Raw genomic sequence first — 15,644 nt, 5'->3', positions numbered from 1 at the left:
AAGACTCAGCGCGCCCGCTCGATGAAGCGCAGGAACTCGGCGCGGGTGCGCGCATCCTCGCGGAAGGTGCCGAGCATCTTCGAGGTGACCATGCTGACGCCGCGCTTGTGGATGCCGCGGGTGGTCATGCACTCGTGCGCGCCTTCCACCACCACGCCCACGCCCAGCGGCTGCAGCACGTCCTGGATGCACTGGGCGATCTGCGCGGTCATCTTCTCCTGCACCTGGAAGCGCCGCGCATAGGCCTCGACCACGCGCGCCAGCTTGCTGATGCCCACCACCTTGCCGCGCGGCAGGTAGCCGACGTGGACCTTGCCGATGATCGGCGCCATGTGGTGTTCGCAGTGGCTTTCGTATTCAATGTCGCGCAGCACGATCAGTTCGTCGTAGCCGGCCACTTCCTCGAAGGTGCGCAGCAGGTACTCGCGCGGGTCGGCGCGGTAGCCGCTGAACCAGTCGCCGTAGGCCTCGGCCACCCGCCGCGGGGTGTCCAGCAGGCCCTCGCGGGTGGGGTCTTCGCCGGCCCAGCGCAACAGGGTGCGCACCGCGTCTTCGGCCTGCGCCTGGGTCACCGGGGAGGAGGGGGTGTTGTCTGAATCGGCCATGGGGGAACGCCCGTAAGGGGGCTGCATGGTACCCGAGTCGCCTGGCAGCCGCCGCATGTGCGGCCCCGCCGCGGCGGGGCGACCCGGCCCACGCGGGGTGCGCCGTTCAGCGTCCCCCAGGTCCGCGCCCGGGCGGCGCACGCACCGCCCGGGCCGCAATCGCGCCGGTCAGCGCCGGCGCGCGTGCATCTCGCCTTCGTGGTCCAGCCAGTTGCTGCCCTTGTTGGTCAGGAAGAACACGTACACCAGCAGCGACACCGCGATCACCGCCGTGGCGTACCAGACGAAGGTGGTGACGTGGCCGGTCTTCAGCGAGGCCTGGTACAGCAGCGGCGCGGTGCCGCCGAAGGCCGAATTGGCCAGCGCGTAGCCCAGGCCCACGCCCAGCGCGCGGATGTGGGTGGGGAACAGTTCGGCCTTCACCACCGCGTTGATCGAGGTGTAGCAGGTGAGGATGACGAAGCCGCCGGTGAGGATCGCGAACGCGCTCAGCCAGTCGCTCTGCCGCGGCAGCTCCAGCACCAGGAACCAGGTGTAGAGCACGCCGCCGACGCCGAAGATCACCAGCAGGGTCTTGCGCCCGATCAGGTCCGACAGCCAGCCGCCCACCGGTTGCATCAGCATCAGCACGATCAGCGCGGCCAGGTTGATGAGGGTGCCGGCCATGACGTCGTCGCCGGCGAAGGCGGTCTGGATCATCTTCGGCCCGGTCACCGAGTAGGTGTAGAACGCCACGGTGCCGCCGGCGGTGATCAGGAAGCACAGCAGCAGCGGGCGCCACTGGTGCACGAACAGCTCGCGCAGCGAACCGGCGGCCTTGGCCCCGCCATGCTTGGCGGCGGCGATCGATTCGGCGGTCAGCGATTCGTCCATGGTCCGCCGCAGCCAGAACACCACCAGCGCGCCGATACCACCCAGGCCGAAGGCCACGCGCCAGCCCCATTCGGAGACCTGGCCCTTGTCGAAGAAGTGCAGCATCACCAGCAGCACCGCCTGCGCCAGCACGTGGCCGCCGACCAGGGTGACGTAGTGGAACGAGGACAGGAAGCCGCGCCGCCCCGGCACCGCCGCCTCGGACATGTACGTGGCGCTGGTGCCGTACTCGCCGCCGGTAGCGAAGCCCTGCAGCAGCCGCGCCAGCACCAGCACCACCGCCGCGGCGGCGCCGATGCTGGCGACCGTCGGCGTCACCGCGATCAGGAACGAGCACGCCGCCATCACCGACACCGACACCGTCAGCGCCAGGCGCCGACCGTAGCGGTCGGCGAAGCGGCCGAAGTACCAGGCGCCGATCGGGCGCATCAGGAAGGTCACCGCGAAGATCGCCCACACGTACAGCGTGGCGTTCTTGTCCTCCTTGGAGAAGAACTGCGATTCGAAGTAGGTGGCGAACACCGAGTAAACGTAGACGTCGTACCACTCCACCAGGTTGCCGGCCGAACCCTTGAGCGTGTTGGACACCGAGCGGCGCAGGCTGCCCGGTGCGGCGGCGGAGGACGGAGCGGTGGATGCACTCATGCGGTGGGCCTCTTGGATGGACGGCGCGGAGTATAGGCAGGCGCTTGCGAGGATGCTGTCGCGACGGCGGCCACGCCAGGCACAGGCGCACCATCGCGCTCGTTGCGCCGGCGGCGCGGCGTAGGGAGGGCCGGACCTGCCAGCACGACCAAAACGGCAGACCCGTCGCTTGCCTGACGCGGGCATGTCGCAGGTGTCGGCGATGCGCCCGACACGCGGTGCGCGCCTGCTTGCGCGCACCGCGCCAGACGCTCCCGACGCGCCGTGCCACTGCGGTCAGCGGATTCCAGGCCGCACGCCGGCAGATGCGCGGGCGGACGCGACAAGGTCGCCTGGAAGCGGATCGGGTCGGCGGCACCGGTCATGCAGGGACCATAGCACCGGGCACCGGCAAGGCCATGCTGCACCTGCACGGGCGCCGCGGCAGCGCCGGTGAGGAAGCGGACAGCGACGGGCGGTGCCGCGGGTCAGGCGTGCGCCGCGCGCGGGCCGGTCGCGGCCGCGCAAGCCACCATTGCCGCCGTAGACCGGTTGCGCGTCACGTTCCGCGCCTTCGGCATCGTGCCGTTCGGCGCCATGCCTTCAGTTCGCCCGCGCGTCGCCGTTATCCCTGCGGGTTCCGGAACGGCAGATGCCGGATCGGTCTGGTGGACACCGGCAACCCGCCGGCCCATCCGCCGTCACCCACCGTCGATCCTTCTCCTTCCCCCACCCCCATTCCCCCATGCACGTCCTCTCGCATCTGCGCATCGGCCAGCGCCTGGCGCTCGGCTTTCTCACCCTCATCGTGCTGATGGTTCTGCTCACCGTCGTCGGCATCCAGCGCGTGCACAGCATCGACCGGCGCCTGACCGCGATCAATCAGGTCAACAGCGTCAAGCAGCGCTACGCGATCAACTTTCGTGGCAGCGTGCACGACCGCGCCATCGCCCTGCGCGACGTGGTGTTGCTGGACGACCCGGCCAGCCGGCAGGCGACCGAGCGGACCATCGACACGTTGGCCGCCGACTACGCGCGTGCCGCGCAGCCGCTCGACGCCCTGCTCGCCGCCTCCAGCGATGCGCAGGAGAAGGCCATCCTGCAGCGCATCCAGGGCATCGAAGCGCGCACCATGCCACTGATCGCGCAGGTGCGGCGCCTGCGCGACGCCGGCGACACCGTGCAGGCGCAGGCGCTGCTGCTGCAGCAGGCGCGCCCGGCCTTCGTCGACTGGCTGGCCAGCATCAACGCCTTCATCGACCTGCAGGAAGCCAAGAACCGCCAGGCCGCCAGGGAGGCGATGGCCACCGCGCGCGGCTTCGCCCTGCTGATGATCGGCTGCACCGTGCTGGCGCTGCTGCTGGGCACGCTGATCGCCCTGCTGCTCACCCGCCGCGTGGTCCGCCCGCTGCGGCAGGCGCTGGGCCTGGCCGAGCGCATCGGCGCCGGCGACCTGAGCAGCCCGGACGCCGCCACCACCCATGACGAGGCCGGGCAGTTGCTGCGCGCCATGCAGCAGATGCAGCGGCGCCTGCACGAGGTGATTTCCGCGCAGCGCGAGATGGCCGCGCGCCACGACGCCGGCGCCATCAGCTACCGCATGGACGCGCAGCGCTTCCCCGGCGAGTACGGGCGCATGGTCGCCGACACCAATGCCCTGGTGGATGCGCACGTGCAGACCCAGCTGCGCATCACCGAGGTGATGGGCCGCTACGCCATCGGCGACCTCAGCCAGGACATCGCCCACTACCCCGGCGAGAAGGCCGCGATCACCACGGCGATGCGGCAGGTCAAGCAGAACCTGCATGCGATCAACGTGCAGATCCAGACCCTGGCCGAAGCCGCCTGCGCCGGCGACTTCGCCCACCGCGGCCAGCCGCAGCAGTTCGAGCACGCCTTCCGCGCCATGGTCGAGAACCTCGACACCATGATGGCCACCGCCGACGCCAACCTGGCCAAGTTCTCCATGCTGCTGCGCTGCATCGCCGACGGCGACCTCACGGTGCGCATGAGCGGCAACTTCCACGGCGTGTTCGCCGCTATGCGCGACGACGCCAACAGCACCGTGCACCGCCTCACCGACATCGTCGCGCACATCCAGCGCACCACCAACAGCATCGGCTTCGCCGCCGAGGACATCGCCAGCGGCAACCAGGAGCTGGCCAAGCGCAGCGAGCAGCAGGCGGCCAGCCTGGAGCAGACCGCCGCCTCGATGGAGGAACTCACCGCCACGGTGAAGCAGAACGCCGAGCACGCCCAGCGCGCCAACCAGTTGGCGCTGGGCGCGGCCGGCGTAGCCGGCGAAGGCCGCGATGCGGTCGGCCAGGTGGTGGAGACCATGGACGGTATCCAGGCCGCCTCCAAGCGCATCGCCGACATCATCGCGGTGATCGACGGCATCGCCTTCCAGACCAACATCCTCGCCCTCAACGCCGCGGTGGAAGCCGCGCGCGCCGGCGAGCAGGGCAAGGGCTTCGCGGTGGTGGCCGCGGAGGTCGGCACGCTGGCGCACCGCTCCGCCGGCGCCGCCAAGGAGATCAAGACCCTGATCGACGACTCGGTGCAGCGCGTGGCCCACGGCGCCACCCTGGTGCACCGGGCCGGCGCCACCATGGAGCAGGTGGTGGCCAGCGTGCAGCATGTCACCGACCTCATGGGCCAGATCTCCGCCGCCTCGCGCGAGCAGGCCAACGGCATCGCGCAGGTCAACCAGACCATCGCGCGCATGGACGAGACCACCCAGCAGAACGTGGCGCTGGTGGAAGAGGCCAGCACCGCGGCGCGTTCGCTGGAGGAGCAGTCGGCGCAGCTGACCCAGGCGGTGGAAGTGTTCAAGGTCGGCGCCTACGTCTGACCGCACGGTGCGGCGGCGCCGCGCCACCTCCGCCGGTGCGTGCCGCGGCCGGCCGGCGGTGGCCGCGGGCCGGCCGGCCCACCAGCGCGTGAACGGCAGGTGTCGGCCGATGCCGATCATCGCATCGGCTGCCATGGCCGGCGCTGGCGCAAGCGGTACGATGGCGGCTTCCCACGTTTGCCCCCTCCCCGGAACCGCATGATGGTTGGCCTCCCCGACGCCGCCGCGACGGCATGAGCCGCGCGTCGCACCGCGCGCCCGTCGCCGCCGAAACCCGCAGCGAACGCTGGCAGCGCTGGATCGCCTGGCTGCTCAGCGCGCTGCTGCACGTGCTGATGGCGCTCGCCCTGCTGTACGCGGCCAAGCCCACCATGTCCACGCCGCAGGGCGCGGCCGGCGGCAGCCGGATCCGCGTGGATTTCCTCGGCGAAAGCGACAAACCGGTGCGGCCGGTCCCTCCGAAGCCGACCCCGCCGCCGGCGTCCGCCGCGCCCAAGCGCACCCGCGCCACCACCACCGTGCAATCCACCCTGGTCGCGCAGTCCGACGACCCGGTGCCGCCGCCCGATCGCGCCGACACCCCGAAAGCGGCGGACACGCCCGCACCGGCCCCGGTGCCGCAGCCGCGTCCGGCACCACCGGCGCCCACCCCGCCCGCGGACGCCCCGGCGCCGAGCCCGGCGCAGACCGCCGACAGCAACCCGCCGCCGCCGACCGAGCGGCGCCCGCAGACCTGGACCGGGCGCCCGCCCGGCGCGCTCGACACCGACACCGCCCCGGACAACAGCGGCCTGGCCGCCGGCCCCGGCAGCCGCGGCAACCGCCACGACATGGACGCCTCCCAGCCCAGCCTGGAGGTCGGCGGCTACCTGGTCTATTACGACCTGGGCAGCGAGAGCCAGCTGCGCGCCTGGCAGCAGCAGGGCATGAAGGAGCTTTTCATCCTGCTGCCCGGCACCGCGTACCGCATGGTCTGCCCGCTGGAGATCGCCCTGACCCGCGGCTCCGGCAAGTGCCGCGCGCTGCCGCCGGACTCGCCGGAACTGAAGGACATCGGCGACGCCCGCCAGGTCATCACCATGCTGCAGGTCTACCACCAGGGCGAACTGGTCTGGCGCGGGCCGGGGCCGTATCGCTGAGCCAGCGTGCGCTGGCCATCGATGACCAGGAGTGACCGGCGGTCGGCCCTGACCTCAGCACGTGCACGCGCCCCCACGCGAAGCGCCGACTGTAGGAGCGGTTTCAACCGCGACGAGCGAAGCCGCTGCCGCATCCGGGTTCGGTGCAGTCGGGACTGAAGTCCCTCCCACAAGGGATACTCGCCTGCGGCGCTGCCGCCAGCACTTGCACGGGCGGCAAGGGTTTCGCTCCTGGGGGAGCGACTTCAGCCGCGACGAGTGAAGCCATTGGCACATCCGGGCTTAGTACAGTCGGGACTGAAATCCCTCCCCAAAAAGGTTGCCCGCCTGCGGCGCTGCCGCCAGCACTTGCACGAGCGGCAAGGGCTTCGCTCCTGTGGGAGCGGCTTCAGCCGCGACGAGTGAAGCCACTGCCGCATTCGGGCTCAGTGCAGTCGGCACTGAAGTCCCTCCCACAAAGGCACGCCGTGACGCGCACGACATCGACGTGTCCTGCTCCTGTCCTGGCACCGCACACTTCACCCACGGCAGCGGACAGCAATCGACAAAACACCACACGATTATCTGGTGCCGCGCCCTGATTATCTTAAAACCATGATTATTTACTCCTGAAAATTCCGCTTCAGAAACGTAGACAAATGCCTGTGTCGAGCACCTGGCCTGCCGAAACCGCCGAATTCGGCTGGATTCCAGCGATTCCATGCGGATTTTTCATTCTTTCCTTTTCACCACTGTGGCCCGCCGCACGTCGCGGCACCGACGCATCGCCGATTTTCCCAGCGCGCCATGGCGCGCAATGCCGTCACGTGCGATGCGAATCAATACCGTGGATAAACATTCTCTCGCTGTGTCGCGAAAATAATGCGGACGACATAGTAGCGTCTGCGCCCTCCCCCACCCCCGGGCGACCGGGAATCATTGCGAGGATGTTTCCATGGCCACACAGCGGAATCGGCTGGCGCTGCGCGCACTTTCCCTCATCGGCATCGCGGGCGCGTTGTTGCCCATCGCCGCCACGGCGGCACCGGCACGCGGCACCGTGCTCAACAGCAATGTCCTGACCAGCTACACCCGCCAGGCGATCGGCACGCTGCTGGCCAACGACCAATCCCCCGACCAGGCCAAGTGCGACGTGCGCGTGGCCGAGTTCACCTACGCCACCATCGGCGTCAATGGCGAACCCACCACCGCCTCGGCCGCGCTGCTGGTGCCGGGCGGCAGCCAGTGCCCCGGGCCCTACCCGCTGGTGAGCTACAGCCAGGGCACCGAGTCGCAGCGTCGCGCCGAACAGGCCAAGGAGATCCGCGACGCCAAGGGCGACGAGACCATGGTCACCCACCTCGCCACCCAGGGCTATGTGGTGGTGAGCAGCGACTACCTGGGCATCGGCCGCTCCACCTATGCATTCCACCCTTACCTGCACGCCGCGTCCGAAGCCAGCGCCACCATCGATGCCCTGCGCGCCGCGCGCCAGGTGCTGCAGCGACTCAACACCCCGCTGTCGGGCAAGGTCATGCTGACCGGCTACTCGCAGGGCGGGCATGCCGCCATGGCGACCCAGCGCGAGATCGAGGCGCACCTGTCCAACGAGTTCAACCTGGTCGCCAGCGCGCCGATCTCCGGCCCCTACGCGCTCAGCCAGACCTTCCGCGACAGTTGGAGCGGCCGCAACGCCGTGGGCGAGAACACCTTCGGCATCGTGCTGGCCAGCTACGCCATCATCGGCATGCAGCACACCTACAAGAACATCTACCTCGACCCGTCGCAGGTATTCCAGGATCCCTGGGCCAAGCAGGTGGAGGCGCTGTTCCCCGGCAAGCAGAGCCTGACCGACCTGGTGCTCGGCAACACCCTGCCGGGCGTGGACAAGATCCGCCAGTACTTCCAGCCCGGCTTCTACAAGGATTTCGCCAGCAACCCCAACGATGCGTTCCTGCGCGACCTGGAGCGCAACGACCTGCTCGACTGGGCGCCGCGCACCCCGACCCTGCTGTGCGGCTCGGACAACGACGCCACCGTGCCGCTGAAGAACGCCACCACCGCCATCGCCGCGTTCCAGGCCCGTGGCAGCCACCAGGCGACCGTACTCGACCTGGGCACCGGCAAGCCCAGCGACAACAGCGCGCTGGAGCACCTGTTCACCGAAGAAGCCTGCACCATCGCCGTGCGCCAGCAACTGTTCGACAAACTTCGCTGAGGTCGCGGCGGACGACAGCGCAGGCGCACTCCTCCCCCGGCGCCTGCGAACGTCCGTCCCGCTGGCTGCCACGCCTGGGCGCAGGCGTGGCGGCTTTTTTCTGCGCGGGAGGGGCTGCACACCCTGCCGGTGTCCGGCAGCGAAGTTAGCGACGGTGACGACTGCGCGTTATGCGTAGCTAGTCCACTGCGGATACGCGGAGGCTGGCGACAGGCATCCGGACGACACAGAGCGGCGAGGCGAGGCCAGCCGTGCATACTCAGGCTGTCGCAGAGTCCCACATGCCTGGCGATCGTCCCGGGCCGACGCCGGCTCCACGCGACAATATCGACAGGTGCTTTCGCCGGCTCCATGCCGGCTCCATGGAAGGCGACGACGGGCGGCAGGCAGGCGTGCGAGCGGGCGCTGGGCACACACCGCGCTACGGATCAGCACGGCCGGCCTGGCCGCCAGTCACGAGACCAACTCCCCTGCCCGTAGAGCGAACTGTGTCTCGATTTGTAGACGGCGCAGTTCGCAGTACAGACATCGGGCACGCACAGGACTATGGTCGGTTCCGTGACGGGGGTCGCATGGGACGCAAACGGGGAAAGACAGGATTCGACACGCTGGCGGCGTTGCCGTGGCCGTTCGGGCTCGTGGCCGGCATCGCTGGATTCCTCGCTGTGCGCGATGGCATTCCCTGGTGGTTCTCCCGCCACGACGGTGCGTTGCCGCAAGCCATCGCCCAGCAATCGGAAGGCGCATTCGCTCCCCTGGCGTGGATCCTGCTGCTGCTCTGCTGGCTGGCAGCGCTCGCCTCGTTCCTCAAGGCGCGGCACCGCCGCCGCCTGCTGGACACCCCTGGAAAGCCTGGCCGCCGGCGGCTGGCGTCAGCTCGAACTCCTTGTAGGCGAAGCCTTCCGCCGCCAGGGCTACGCGGTAGAAGAAACCGGCCTCGGCGGCGCCGACGGCGGTATCGACCTGATCCTGCGCAAGGACGGCCGCCGCACACTGGTGCAATGCAAGCATTGAACCATACTTTCTAAATTACTATCAGTCGGCCAAGTGCACGTAGTGCGAAAGTTTATGTGACAGCTAATAAATAAATGTAGCAATGAAAATTTTGCTCGAATAATTAACTTTCTGCCGAGAATTTGTCAAGATCATGAGAATCCAATTTATATTTTAAAACTACAAGGTATATTTATGCCAGGAGAGAGCCTAGGTGTACTTATGACGGGAGCCGCAGTGAAGGGGGCCACGTCAGCCGCAGTTAAGAACTTCATAGACAACGTAATTACCCCATATTTACGAGGGATGAACTCAAAAAGATCCGAGGCTTCCATTAAAAAGCGCTTATCTAAATATGTAAAAATAATTGAGTTCAAAACAAGGTACGTTTCAACATTTGCGAACACAGGTGGAGTTCTCGCTTTTGAAGAAATGTACGAACCACTTACCCTTGAGGCCACCAGTCATCGTTTTTCTTTACAGGTCACAGGATATCCAATAGCTCTATTTCAAAAGAATAGATGCATCGCTATAACTGACGATGCTGGGATGGGAAAATCCACGCTTGCGAAGCACATCGTTAGAAAATCAATAATAGAAGAAAAAGGCATACCACTCTTAATAGAACTGCGGAGAATTAGATCTAGCCACAGTATCCTGCAGTGTCTTTGCGAAGAGCTCGCAGGATTCATCGAAGGAACTCCAGAAGCAGATGCCTTAATTGATCTATTCCACAGCGGGAACTTTATATTTGTACTTGATGGATTTGATGAAGTCGAGGAAAGCCTACGCCCGAAACTAGTAACAGAAATTAATGATATCTCGGCGCGGTTTCAATTTTGTTATTTTATTCTTACGTCGCGCCCGGAGTATTCAATTTCGCTTTTTCCTGAATTTTTCCAGGTTAGCATACGGAAACTTGGCCGTGAACAGGCATACTCGTTAATAAGGAGATATGACGCAGGACGAGGCTTGGATAAACTACTGATTCCTAGGATTGATGAGGCAAACGTTGGAGATTTTTTAGGTAATCCACTTTTGGTCACGCTCCTTTATCGCGCTTTTGATCACCGCAACTCGGTTCCGCCGAAAAGAACTATTTTCTTCAGGCAAGTTTACGATGCTCTATTCCAGGATCACGATCTAGCTAAGGGTGACGCGTATTCTCGATCCAAGGAGTGCGGGCTGGACTCCGAGGATTTTCACAAGTTGTTGAGATCACTTGGGTTCGAAACGTTCAGATCAGGACGTGTTTCTTATAGTACCGAAGAGTTGCTGGTTTTTATAAAAAAGGCACTTGCTAGAGCTGATATTAAGGTGGACTACAAAAGAGTTCTTCAGGACATCTTAAAAGCCGTCCCACTCTTTCAAAGAGATGGGCTTGAAATTAAATGGGCACACAAATCGTTCCAGGAGTATTTTGCGTCCCAATATATACTGACAGATACTGCAAATTTGCGCGACGACCTGATTAAAAAAATGTTTTCTAGCACCGAGGCGGAAAAGTACAGAGAAATATTCAGATTTTTTGGAGAATTTGATCTTGGGCTGATGCGCACTTTATGCATCTCCCCTCTCCTCTCTTCGATCAGCGAGATAGCTGGCGTAGAAGGAAACTTTGAACTTGCATCAGTATTTTGTGCCGTTGACATTTACTACATAGCAAATGTCACAAAAAAATATGAATTCAAATCAGCAAAATCATTAGTCCTTGAAAGATTTGGCGTTGATATTGATGGGCGGCGCGCAATAATGTCCATCGGCAAAAAAACATCATTTTTGATAGTCACAGTATTAAAAGATTTTGGCACAAGATTTTTATTGATCTCAATAATTGACAAGAAAATGTTCCCGGCCTACAAAAGAGAAGACAGGGCTACAAGCATCCAAAAATGGCCGGAAATACTTGGAAGTTCAGACTGCCACGTTAATGACACAATGCCAAATTTTATCGATTTCCTAAAGAAGATCGGTTCTATAAAGTATGTAGAAGCAGCAGCCGTGCTGCACAGCATTAGCAAAGACGTGGTAGATGAACTTGCAGAATCAAAGAATCGTAGGGAGTTGTCGCTTGCGCGTTCAGTACTTGACGACTTTTGAAGTCTCAGTCTGAGGAACCGCTCGATCCGCTTAGGCAGATCACCAAGCTAACGATGAGCCTCTTCCAGTTTGTAATCCGCCTGCAGACCCAGCCAAAAGCGTTCGGTCGTGCCCAGTCCCGCGGCAAAGCGCACAGCGATGTCGGGGTGATGCAACGCTTGCCCAGCACGACTTTGTGATGCGGCGCGGCGGTACGTCGGTGTCGTGAACAAGTGAATTTTGGCTGATGCCAGCGGGACGAGAAGCTAGTCGCGCCGGAAACATGAGTCGGAATGCGCTATATGTGCATCCTCACCCGCCGCTCCACAGTCCAGCGAAATCAAACGAAAGCTGTCGGTGGTGGCGAATGGAGAGCAAATACACGGTGGCGGATGCCTCAACCGCCGTGTACAGCATCACGTAGTCGCCGTGCAGGTAGATGCGCAACGCATCAGGCATTCCCGCCGGCAATGCGGCCAGTTGCGCCAGCGCCTCGGCCGATTGCGGCGGAGTGTCCAGGTAGGGCCGGCCGATGCGCGGGAAACGCTGCAGGTTCGGGATCACGGCCGCCCGCAATTCGGCGAGCAGGTCATCAAAGGCCGCAGCGGCATCGGCATCCAGCAGGAACGTTTCGATCGCGTCGAGGCACGCGAGGAAGCTCTCCGTCAGTTCGACGCGATGCAAGGGTCAACCCCGCTTCTTGGTCGCCCGCTTACCGGGGTCCGCGGGATTAGGCGCCTTGGTGGCCGCGCGCCGCTGCTGCAGTTGGTCGATAGCGGCATCGGCATCGACCGTGCGGCCGGCGGCGATGTCAGCCAAGCCGCGCTTCGCATCGTCGAGCAACAGCAGGTGGATGCGCTCGCGCTCGAGCCGGTGGTAGTAGTCCAGCCGGTCGGCGTCGATCAGCGCGACGTAGCTCTCGCCGTTCTTGGTGATGATTTTCTCGGCGCCGGCCTTCGCCTGGTCGGCCAGTTCGGAAAGATTGGCGCGCGCCAGGGTGAAAGGCACCACGTCGTTGACGGAAAAGCCCATGGCAAGCTCCTTTCACTATTGATTACAGGATTCTGTACAGGCTATCACCTGCATGGTGTTGCTGCCAGCGCACAGGAAAACTCCTGCGAACGTGGCAGATAAGTGCGGCTTGGCAATGAATGAGCCCGTGCCACCTCAGCCGACATCCTCCTCCTGAGTCCTACGGGCGCTCCAGCCCCGCCGGCCGGATTTCTGCAGGTCAGACCTTCCCCGCATTCTTGACCTCCCATACATCCAACCCACCGCATCCTCGCCCGATTCCAACACCGGAGGCGGGGACATGACGAAGTGGATGGGGGCGGCGCTGGCCACGGCGATGCTGGTGACCGGCTGTGCCCGGGTGAATGGCGAGAAGTTCGTCGGCCACTGGGTCAACGTGGAGTCGAAGGACGACACGATCGACATCGAGCGCAACGGGGAGTCGTTCATGGTGCGCAACACCACCCCCCGCTTCTTCACCCGCAAGCCCAAGACCGAGAGCTACCCGGCCATCTACAAGGACGGCGTGCTTCAGGTGACCAACGACGGCGAGACGGTGAACTTCGCCATCGACGAGGCCGATGGGCACCTCAACACCGGCAGCGACGAGTACCAGCGCGTGCCGGCCAAGTAGTCCTGCGACGTCGGGCCCGAACACCGGGCTCGCCTGGCCTGCCCGCATCAGCAGGTCGCTGGGGGCGTGGCATAGCTGTCCAGCACCTTGCGCCAGAACATCTTCTCCGACGAGCGGATGTCGCGGATGCGGCCCAGCAATTCTTCGAAATAGCCATCGTCGGGCCCGCGCTTGAGCCGTTCGTCGTCCAGCGCAAAGCCCTTGACCAGGTACTCGGACAGCCGCGCCGTCGCCCACTGGCGGAACTGCGTGCCGCGCGCGGAGCGAACCCGGTAGCCGACGGCGAGGATGGCGTCGAGGTTGTAGTGCCTGAGGTTCCGGCGCACCTCCCGAGTCCCCTCTTGGCGAACTTGTAAGTAATCCTTACATGTTGCCTCTTCACGCAGTTCGCCCTCCTCGTAGACCGTCCTGAGGTGCTGGGTGACGTTCTGCGGGGTCGTCTGATACAGCTCCGCGATCTGCGCCTGCGTCAACCACACCGACTCGCCTTCCAGCCGCACCTGGATCCGCGTCTGCGCACCCTCGCTGCGATACAGGATCAACTCCGAGGTGGAGGCTTCCTTGTCGTCGCTACGCATGCCGGCTCCTGATGCGGCTCGTCAAAACAGCGCGCCCTGGATCGGCGTGCCGGAAGGTTCGGGAAGAATATCGGCTGCAGGCGGTGGTTGCTGCTCCGCCCCACCCAACCGCCACGCCAGCCCCGAGATCCGCGCCGCATGCCGCGCCAGCGCGGCGCGCAGCACCGGTTCGCTGGCGGCGATGTGCAGCGCGCGGCGGGCGCGGGTGATGCCGGTGTAGACCAGTTCGCGGCTGAGCACGCGGGCGTCGCGGGCCGGCAGCTGCAGCCAGACTTCGTCGAATTCGCTGCCTTGGGCCTTGTGCACGGTCATGGCGAAGGCGCTCTCGTGCGCGGGCAGCGCGGCCGGGTGGAAGCCGCGGACCTGGCCGTCGCCGGCGCCGTCGAACCAGGCGACCAGGGTGCCCTGCGCGTCGCGCAGGCAGATGCCGACGTCGCCGTTGAACAGGCCATGGCGGTAGCTGTTTTCGGTGATCAGCAGCAGGCGGCCGTGGAACCAGGGCGCGGCGGCGCCGAGGCGGCGCGCGCCGCTGGCGGTCTCGGCTAGCAACTGTTCGATGCGTGCGTTGAGCCCGCGCGCGCCCTGCGGGCCGGCGCGCACGGCGGTGAGCAGGCGCAGGCGCGCGGCGGCGCGCAGGGCCTGCGCCGGATCGTCGGCGTCGCCGAGGGCGCGCCAGTGCGCGAGCAGGGCGTCGCCGCCGGCGGCGAGCGGGTCGTCGACGCCGTCGTGGAAGCGCACGCCGGCGAGCTGGCCGTCGCGCAGCAGGCGCAGCGCGCCGTCGGCATCGCCGCTGCGTACCGCGTCGGCCAGCGGCGCCAGGGCGAAGTCCTGGGCCTGGCGGTAGCCGCGCAGCAGGTGCACGCGGTGCCCGGCCAGGCCGCCGTGGTCGCGTGCGACCGCGCTGTTGCCGAGCAACGGCTGCAGCGCCTGGGCGTCGTCGGCCTGCAATGCGTCGCCGGGGCCGGCGGCCTGCAGGATCGCGGCGAGCACGTCGCCGGCTTCCACCGAGGGCAACTGGTCGGCGTCGCCGAGCAGGATCAGTTGCGCGCCGTCGGCCACGGCTTCGACCAGCTTGCACATCAGCGGCAGATCGACCATCGAGGCTTCGTCGATCACGATCAGGTCGAACGGCAGCGGGTTGTCGGCGTCGTGACGGAAGCGCGGCAGATCGGGGATGACGCCGAGCAGGCGATGCAGGGTGCTGGCGCCGGCCGGCAGCGCCTCGGCCAGGGCCGGGTCGATGCCATCGGCAAGCGCGCGCGCCACTGCGGCGCGCAGGCTCTCGGCCATGCGCTCGGCGGCGCGGCCGGTGGGCGCGGCCAGGGCGATGCGCGGCGGCGGCAGGCCGGCGGCGCGGGCCTGGGCCAGGCGCAGCAGCAGCAGGCGGGCGATGGTGGTGGTCTTGCCGGTGCCGGGGCCGCCGGTGACCAGCAGCAGGGCGCGGCGCAGGGCCAGGGCGGCGGCCTGGGCCTGGCGGTCTGATGGAGCGTTGGCGGTCGTCCCCTCACCCGCCCTGCGGGCACCCTCTCCCGGGGGGAGAGGGAAGAGCTGGGCGAACAGGGGGGCGAGGGCGGCGAGGTCGCTGTGCGGCAGCGGCTGCGCGGCCAGGCGGCGCAGGCCCAGGGCCAGGCGGCGCTCGTACTCGCGGTAGCGGCGCAGGTACAGCAGGCCGTGTTCCAGCACCAGCGGGCGGTCGGCGCTGGCGGCGTCCGCGGCGGCGGGCTGCGCGACCCAGCGCGAGGCGGCCAGCGCGCGGGTCCAGTCGTCCGCGGTGGGCAGCGCGGGGGCGGCGCCATCGCGGTTGTCGAGCAGGAGGCTGGCGCGGGCCGGGTCGAGGCCGGCGTGGCCGCTGGCGACGGCCAGCGAGGCCAGGGCGGCGGCGGCCAGGACCAGGTCGGGCGTGTCCGGGTCGAGGCGGGCCAGGCTGTGCGCGAAGGCGTGGTCCAGCGTGCGCAGGGTGCCGGTGCGGTGCAGGGCGGCGAGGAGGTTGGATTGGCTCACGGGGTGGCTCCGTGGGCGGACGGACCCTCACCCCAACCCCTCTCCCGGGGGGAGAG

11 protein-coding genes and 2 pseudogenes are annotated in these 15,644 nt (G+C 65.8%); 6 read left to right on the top strand and 7 right to left on the bottom strand.

All coding sequences use genetic code 11. From position 1 onward, the window contains the following. Window positions 1-5: 5 nt before the first annotated feature. Window positions 6-605, bottom strand: a complete 600-nt coding sequence (gene folE / locus NKJ47_RS01425; RefSeq protein WP_254459804.1) for a GTP cyclohydrolase I FolE — start codon at window positions 603-605, stop codon at window positions 6-8. 168 nt (window positions 606-773) lie between these two features. Then, window positions 774-2,123, bottom strand: a complete 1,350-nt coding sequence (locus tag NKJ47_RS01420; RefSeq protein WP_254459803.1) for an MFS transporter — start codon at window positions 2,121-2,123, stop codon at window positions 774-776. A 724-nt stretch (window positions 2,124-2,847) separates the two neighbouring features. Here NKJ47_RS01420 and NKJ47_RS01415 point away from each other — a divergent pair. The 5 genes and pseudogenes from NKJ47_RS01415 to NKJ47_RS01395 all read left to right on the top strand — a co-directional run bounded on the left by NKJ47_RS01415 (window position 2,848) and on the right by NKJ47_RS01395 (window position 11,385). Then, entirely contained in the window at window positions 2,848-4,956 is a 2,109-nt protein-coding gene (locus tag NKJ47_RS01415) for a methyl-accepting chemotaxis protein (RefSeq protein WP_254459802.1), read from the top strand. A 233-nt stretch (window positions 4,957-5,189) separates the two neighbouring features. After that, window positions 5,190-6,095: a type II toxin-antitoxin system RelE/ParE family toxin gene (locus tag NKJ47_RS01410; RefSeq protein WP_254459801.1), complete on the top strand. Its 906-nt coding sequence runs from the start codon at window positions 5,190-5,192 to the stop codon at window positions 6,093-6,095. Window positions 6,096-7,029: 934 nt separating this feature from the next. Further along, window positions 7,030-8,292 (top strand): alpha/beta hydrolase, encoded by a 1,263-nt coding sequence (locus NKJ47_RS01405; protein ID WP_254459800.1) that lies wholly within the window; start codon window positions 7,030-7,032, stop codon window positions 8,290-8,292. Window positions 8,293-8,864: 572 nt separating this feature from the next. Next, a pseudogene (locus NKJ47_RS01400) lies at window positions 8,865-9,300 on the top strand (restriction endonuclease); the annotation flags it as partial. A 180-nt stretch (window positions 9,301-9,480) separates the two neighbouring features. Then, on the top strand, window positions 9,481-11,385 hold the full coding sequence (locus NKJ47_RS01395; RefSeq protein ID WP_254459799.1) for an NACHT domain-containing protein: 1,905 nt from the start codon (window positions 9,481-9,483) through the stop codon (window positions 11,383-11,385). A gap of 47 nt (window positions 11,386-11,432) precedes the next feature. Here the strand turns inward: NKJ47_RS01395 and NKJ47_RS01390 are convergent. From NKJ47_RS01390 to NKJ47_RS01380, 3 genes and pseudogenes are all read right to left on the bottom strand, one after another. Further along, a pseudogene (locus NKJ47_RS01390) lies at window positions 11,433-11,649 on the bottom strand (HigA family addiction module antitoxin). 27 nt (window positions 11,650-11,676) lie between these two features. Further along, window positions 11,677-12,048 (bottom strand): type II toxin-antitoxin system RelE/ParE family toxin, encoded by a 372-nt coding sequence (locus NKJ47_RS01385; protein ID WP_254459798.1) that lies wholly within the window; start codon window positions 12,046-12,048, stop codon window positions 11,677-11,679. Between the two features lie 3 nt (window positions 12,049-12,051). Continuing rightward, a complete protein-coding gene (locus NKJ47_RS01380; protein ID WP_254459797.1) occupies window positions 12,052-12,396 on the bottom strand; it encodes a type II toxin-antitoxin system Phd/YefM family antitoxin in 345 nt (114 codons plus the stop codon). Between the two features lie 280 nt (window positions 12,397-12,676). Here NKJ47_RS01380 and NKJ47_RS01375 point away from each other — a divergent pair, with 280 nt between their 5' ends. After that, complete coding sequence (locus tag NKJ47_RS01375) at window positions 12,677-13,009, top strand: hypothetical protein (protein WP_254459796.1); 333 nt, start codon at window positions 12,677-12,679, stop codon at window positions 13,007-13,009. Between the two features lie 47 nt (window positions 13,010-13,056). On the opposite strand, the gene NKJ47_RS01370 is transcribed toward NKJ47_RS01375, so the two are convergent. Together NKJ47_RS01370 and recD are read right to left on the bottom strand one after the other, a co-directional pair. After that, window positions 13,057-13,587, bottom strand: a complete 531-nt coding sequence (locus NKJ47_RS01370) for a virulence RhuM family protein (RefSeq protein ID WP_254459795.1) — start codon at window positions 13,585-13,587, stop codon at window positions 13,057-13,059. Between the two features lie 21 nt (window positions 13,588-13,608). Next, entirely contained in the window at window positions 13,609-15,588 is a 1,980-nt protein-coding gene (gene recD, locus NKJ47_RS01365; RefSeq protein ID WP_254459794.1) for an exodeoxyribonuclease V subunit alpha, read from the bottom strand. Window positions 15,589-15,644: the final 56 nt, after the last annotated feature.

The sequence above is a fragment of the Xanthomonas sacchari genome (genome assembly GCF_024266585.1).
Lineage (GTDB): Bacteria > Pseudomonadota > Gammaproteobacteria > Xanthomonadales > Xanthomonadaceae > Xanthomonas_A > Xanthomonas_A sacchari_C.
The sequence above is the reverse complement of the archived record's forward strand: the minus strand, read 5'-3'. Positions and strand labels throughout refer to the sequence as shown.

Coding starts and splice junctions, on each gene's coding strand:
- NKJ47_RS01375 (WP_254459796.1), top strand. CDS start 12,677: ATGACGAAGTGGATGGGGGCGGCGCTGGCCACGGCGATGCTGGTGACC.
- NKJ47_RS01415 (WP_254459802.1), top strand. CDS start 2,848: ATGCACGTCCTCTCGCATCTGCGCATCGGCCAGCGCCTGGCGCTCGGC.
- NKJ47_RS01410 (WP_254459801.1), top strand. CDS start 5,190: ATGAGCCGCGCGTCGCACCGCGCGCCCGTCGCCGCCGAAACCCGCAGC.
- NKJ47_RS01370 (WP_254459795.1), bottom strand. CDS start 13,587: ATGCGTAGCGACGACAAGGAAGCCTCCACCTCGGAGTTGATCCTGTAT.
- NKJ47_RS01405 (WP_254459800.1), top strand. CDS start 7,030: ATGGCCACACAGCGGAATCGGCTGGCGCTGCGCGCACTTTCCCTCATC.
- folE (WP_254459804.1), bottom strand. CDS start 605: ATGGCCGATTCAGACAACACCCCCTCCTCCCCGGTGACCCAGGCGCAG.
- NKJ47_RS01420 (WP_254459803.1), bottom strand. CDS start 2,123: ATGAGTGCATCCACCGCTCCGTCCTCCGCCGCCGCACCGGGCAGCCTG.
- NKJ47_RS01395 (WP_254459799.1), top strand. CDS start 9,481: ATGCCAGGAGAGAGCCTAGGTGTACTTATGACGGGAGCCGCAGTGAAG.
- NKJ47_RS01380 (WP_254459797.1), bottom strand. CDS start 12,396: ATGGGCTTTTCCGTCAACGACGTGGTGCCTTTCACCCTGGCGCGCGCC.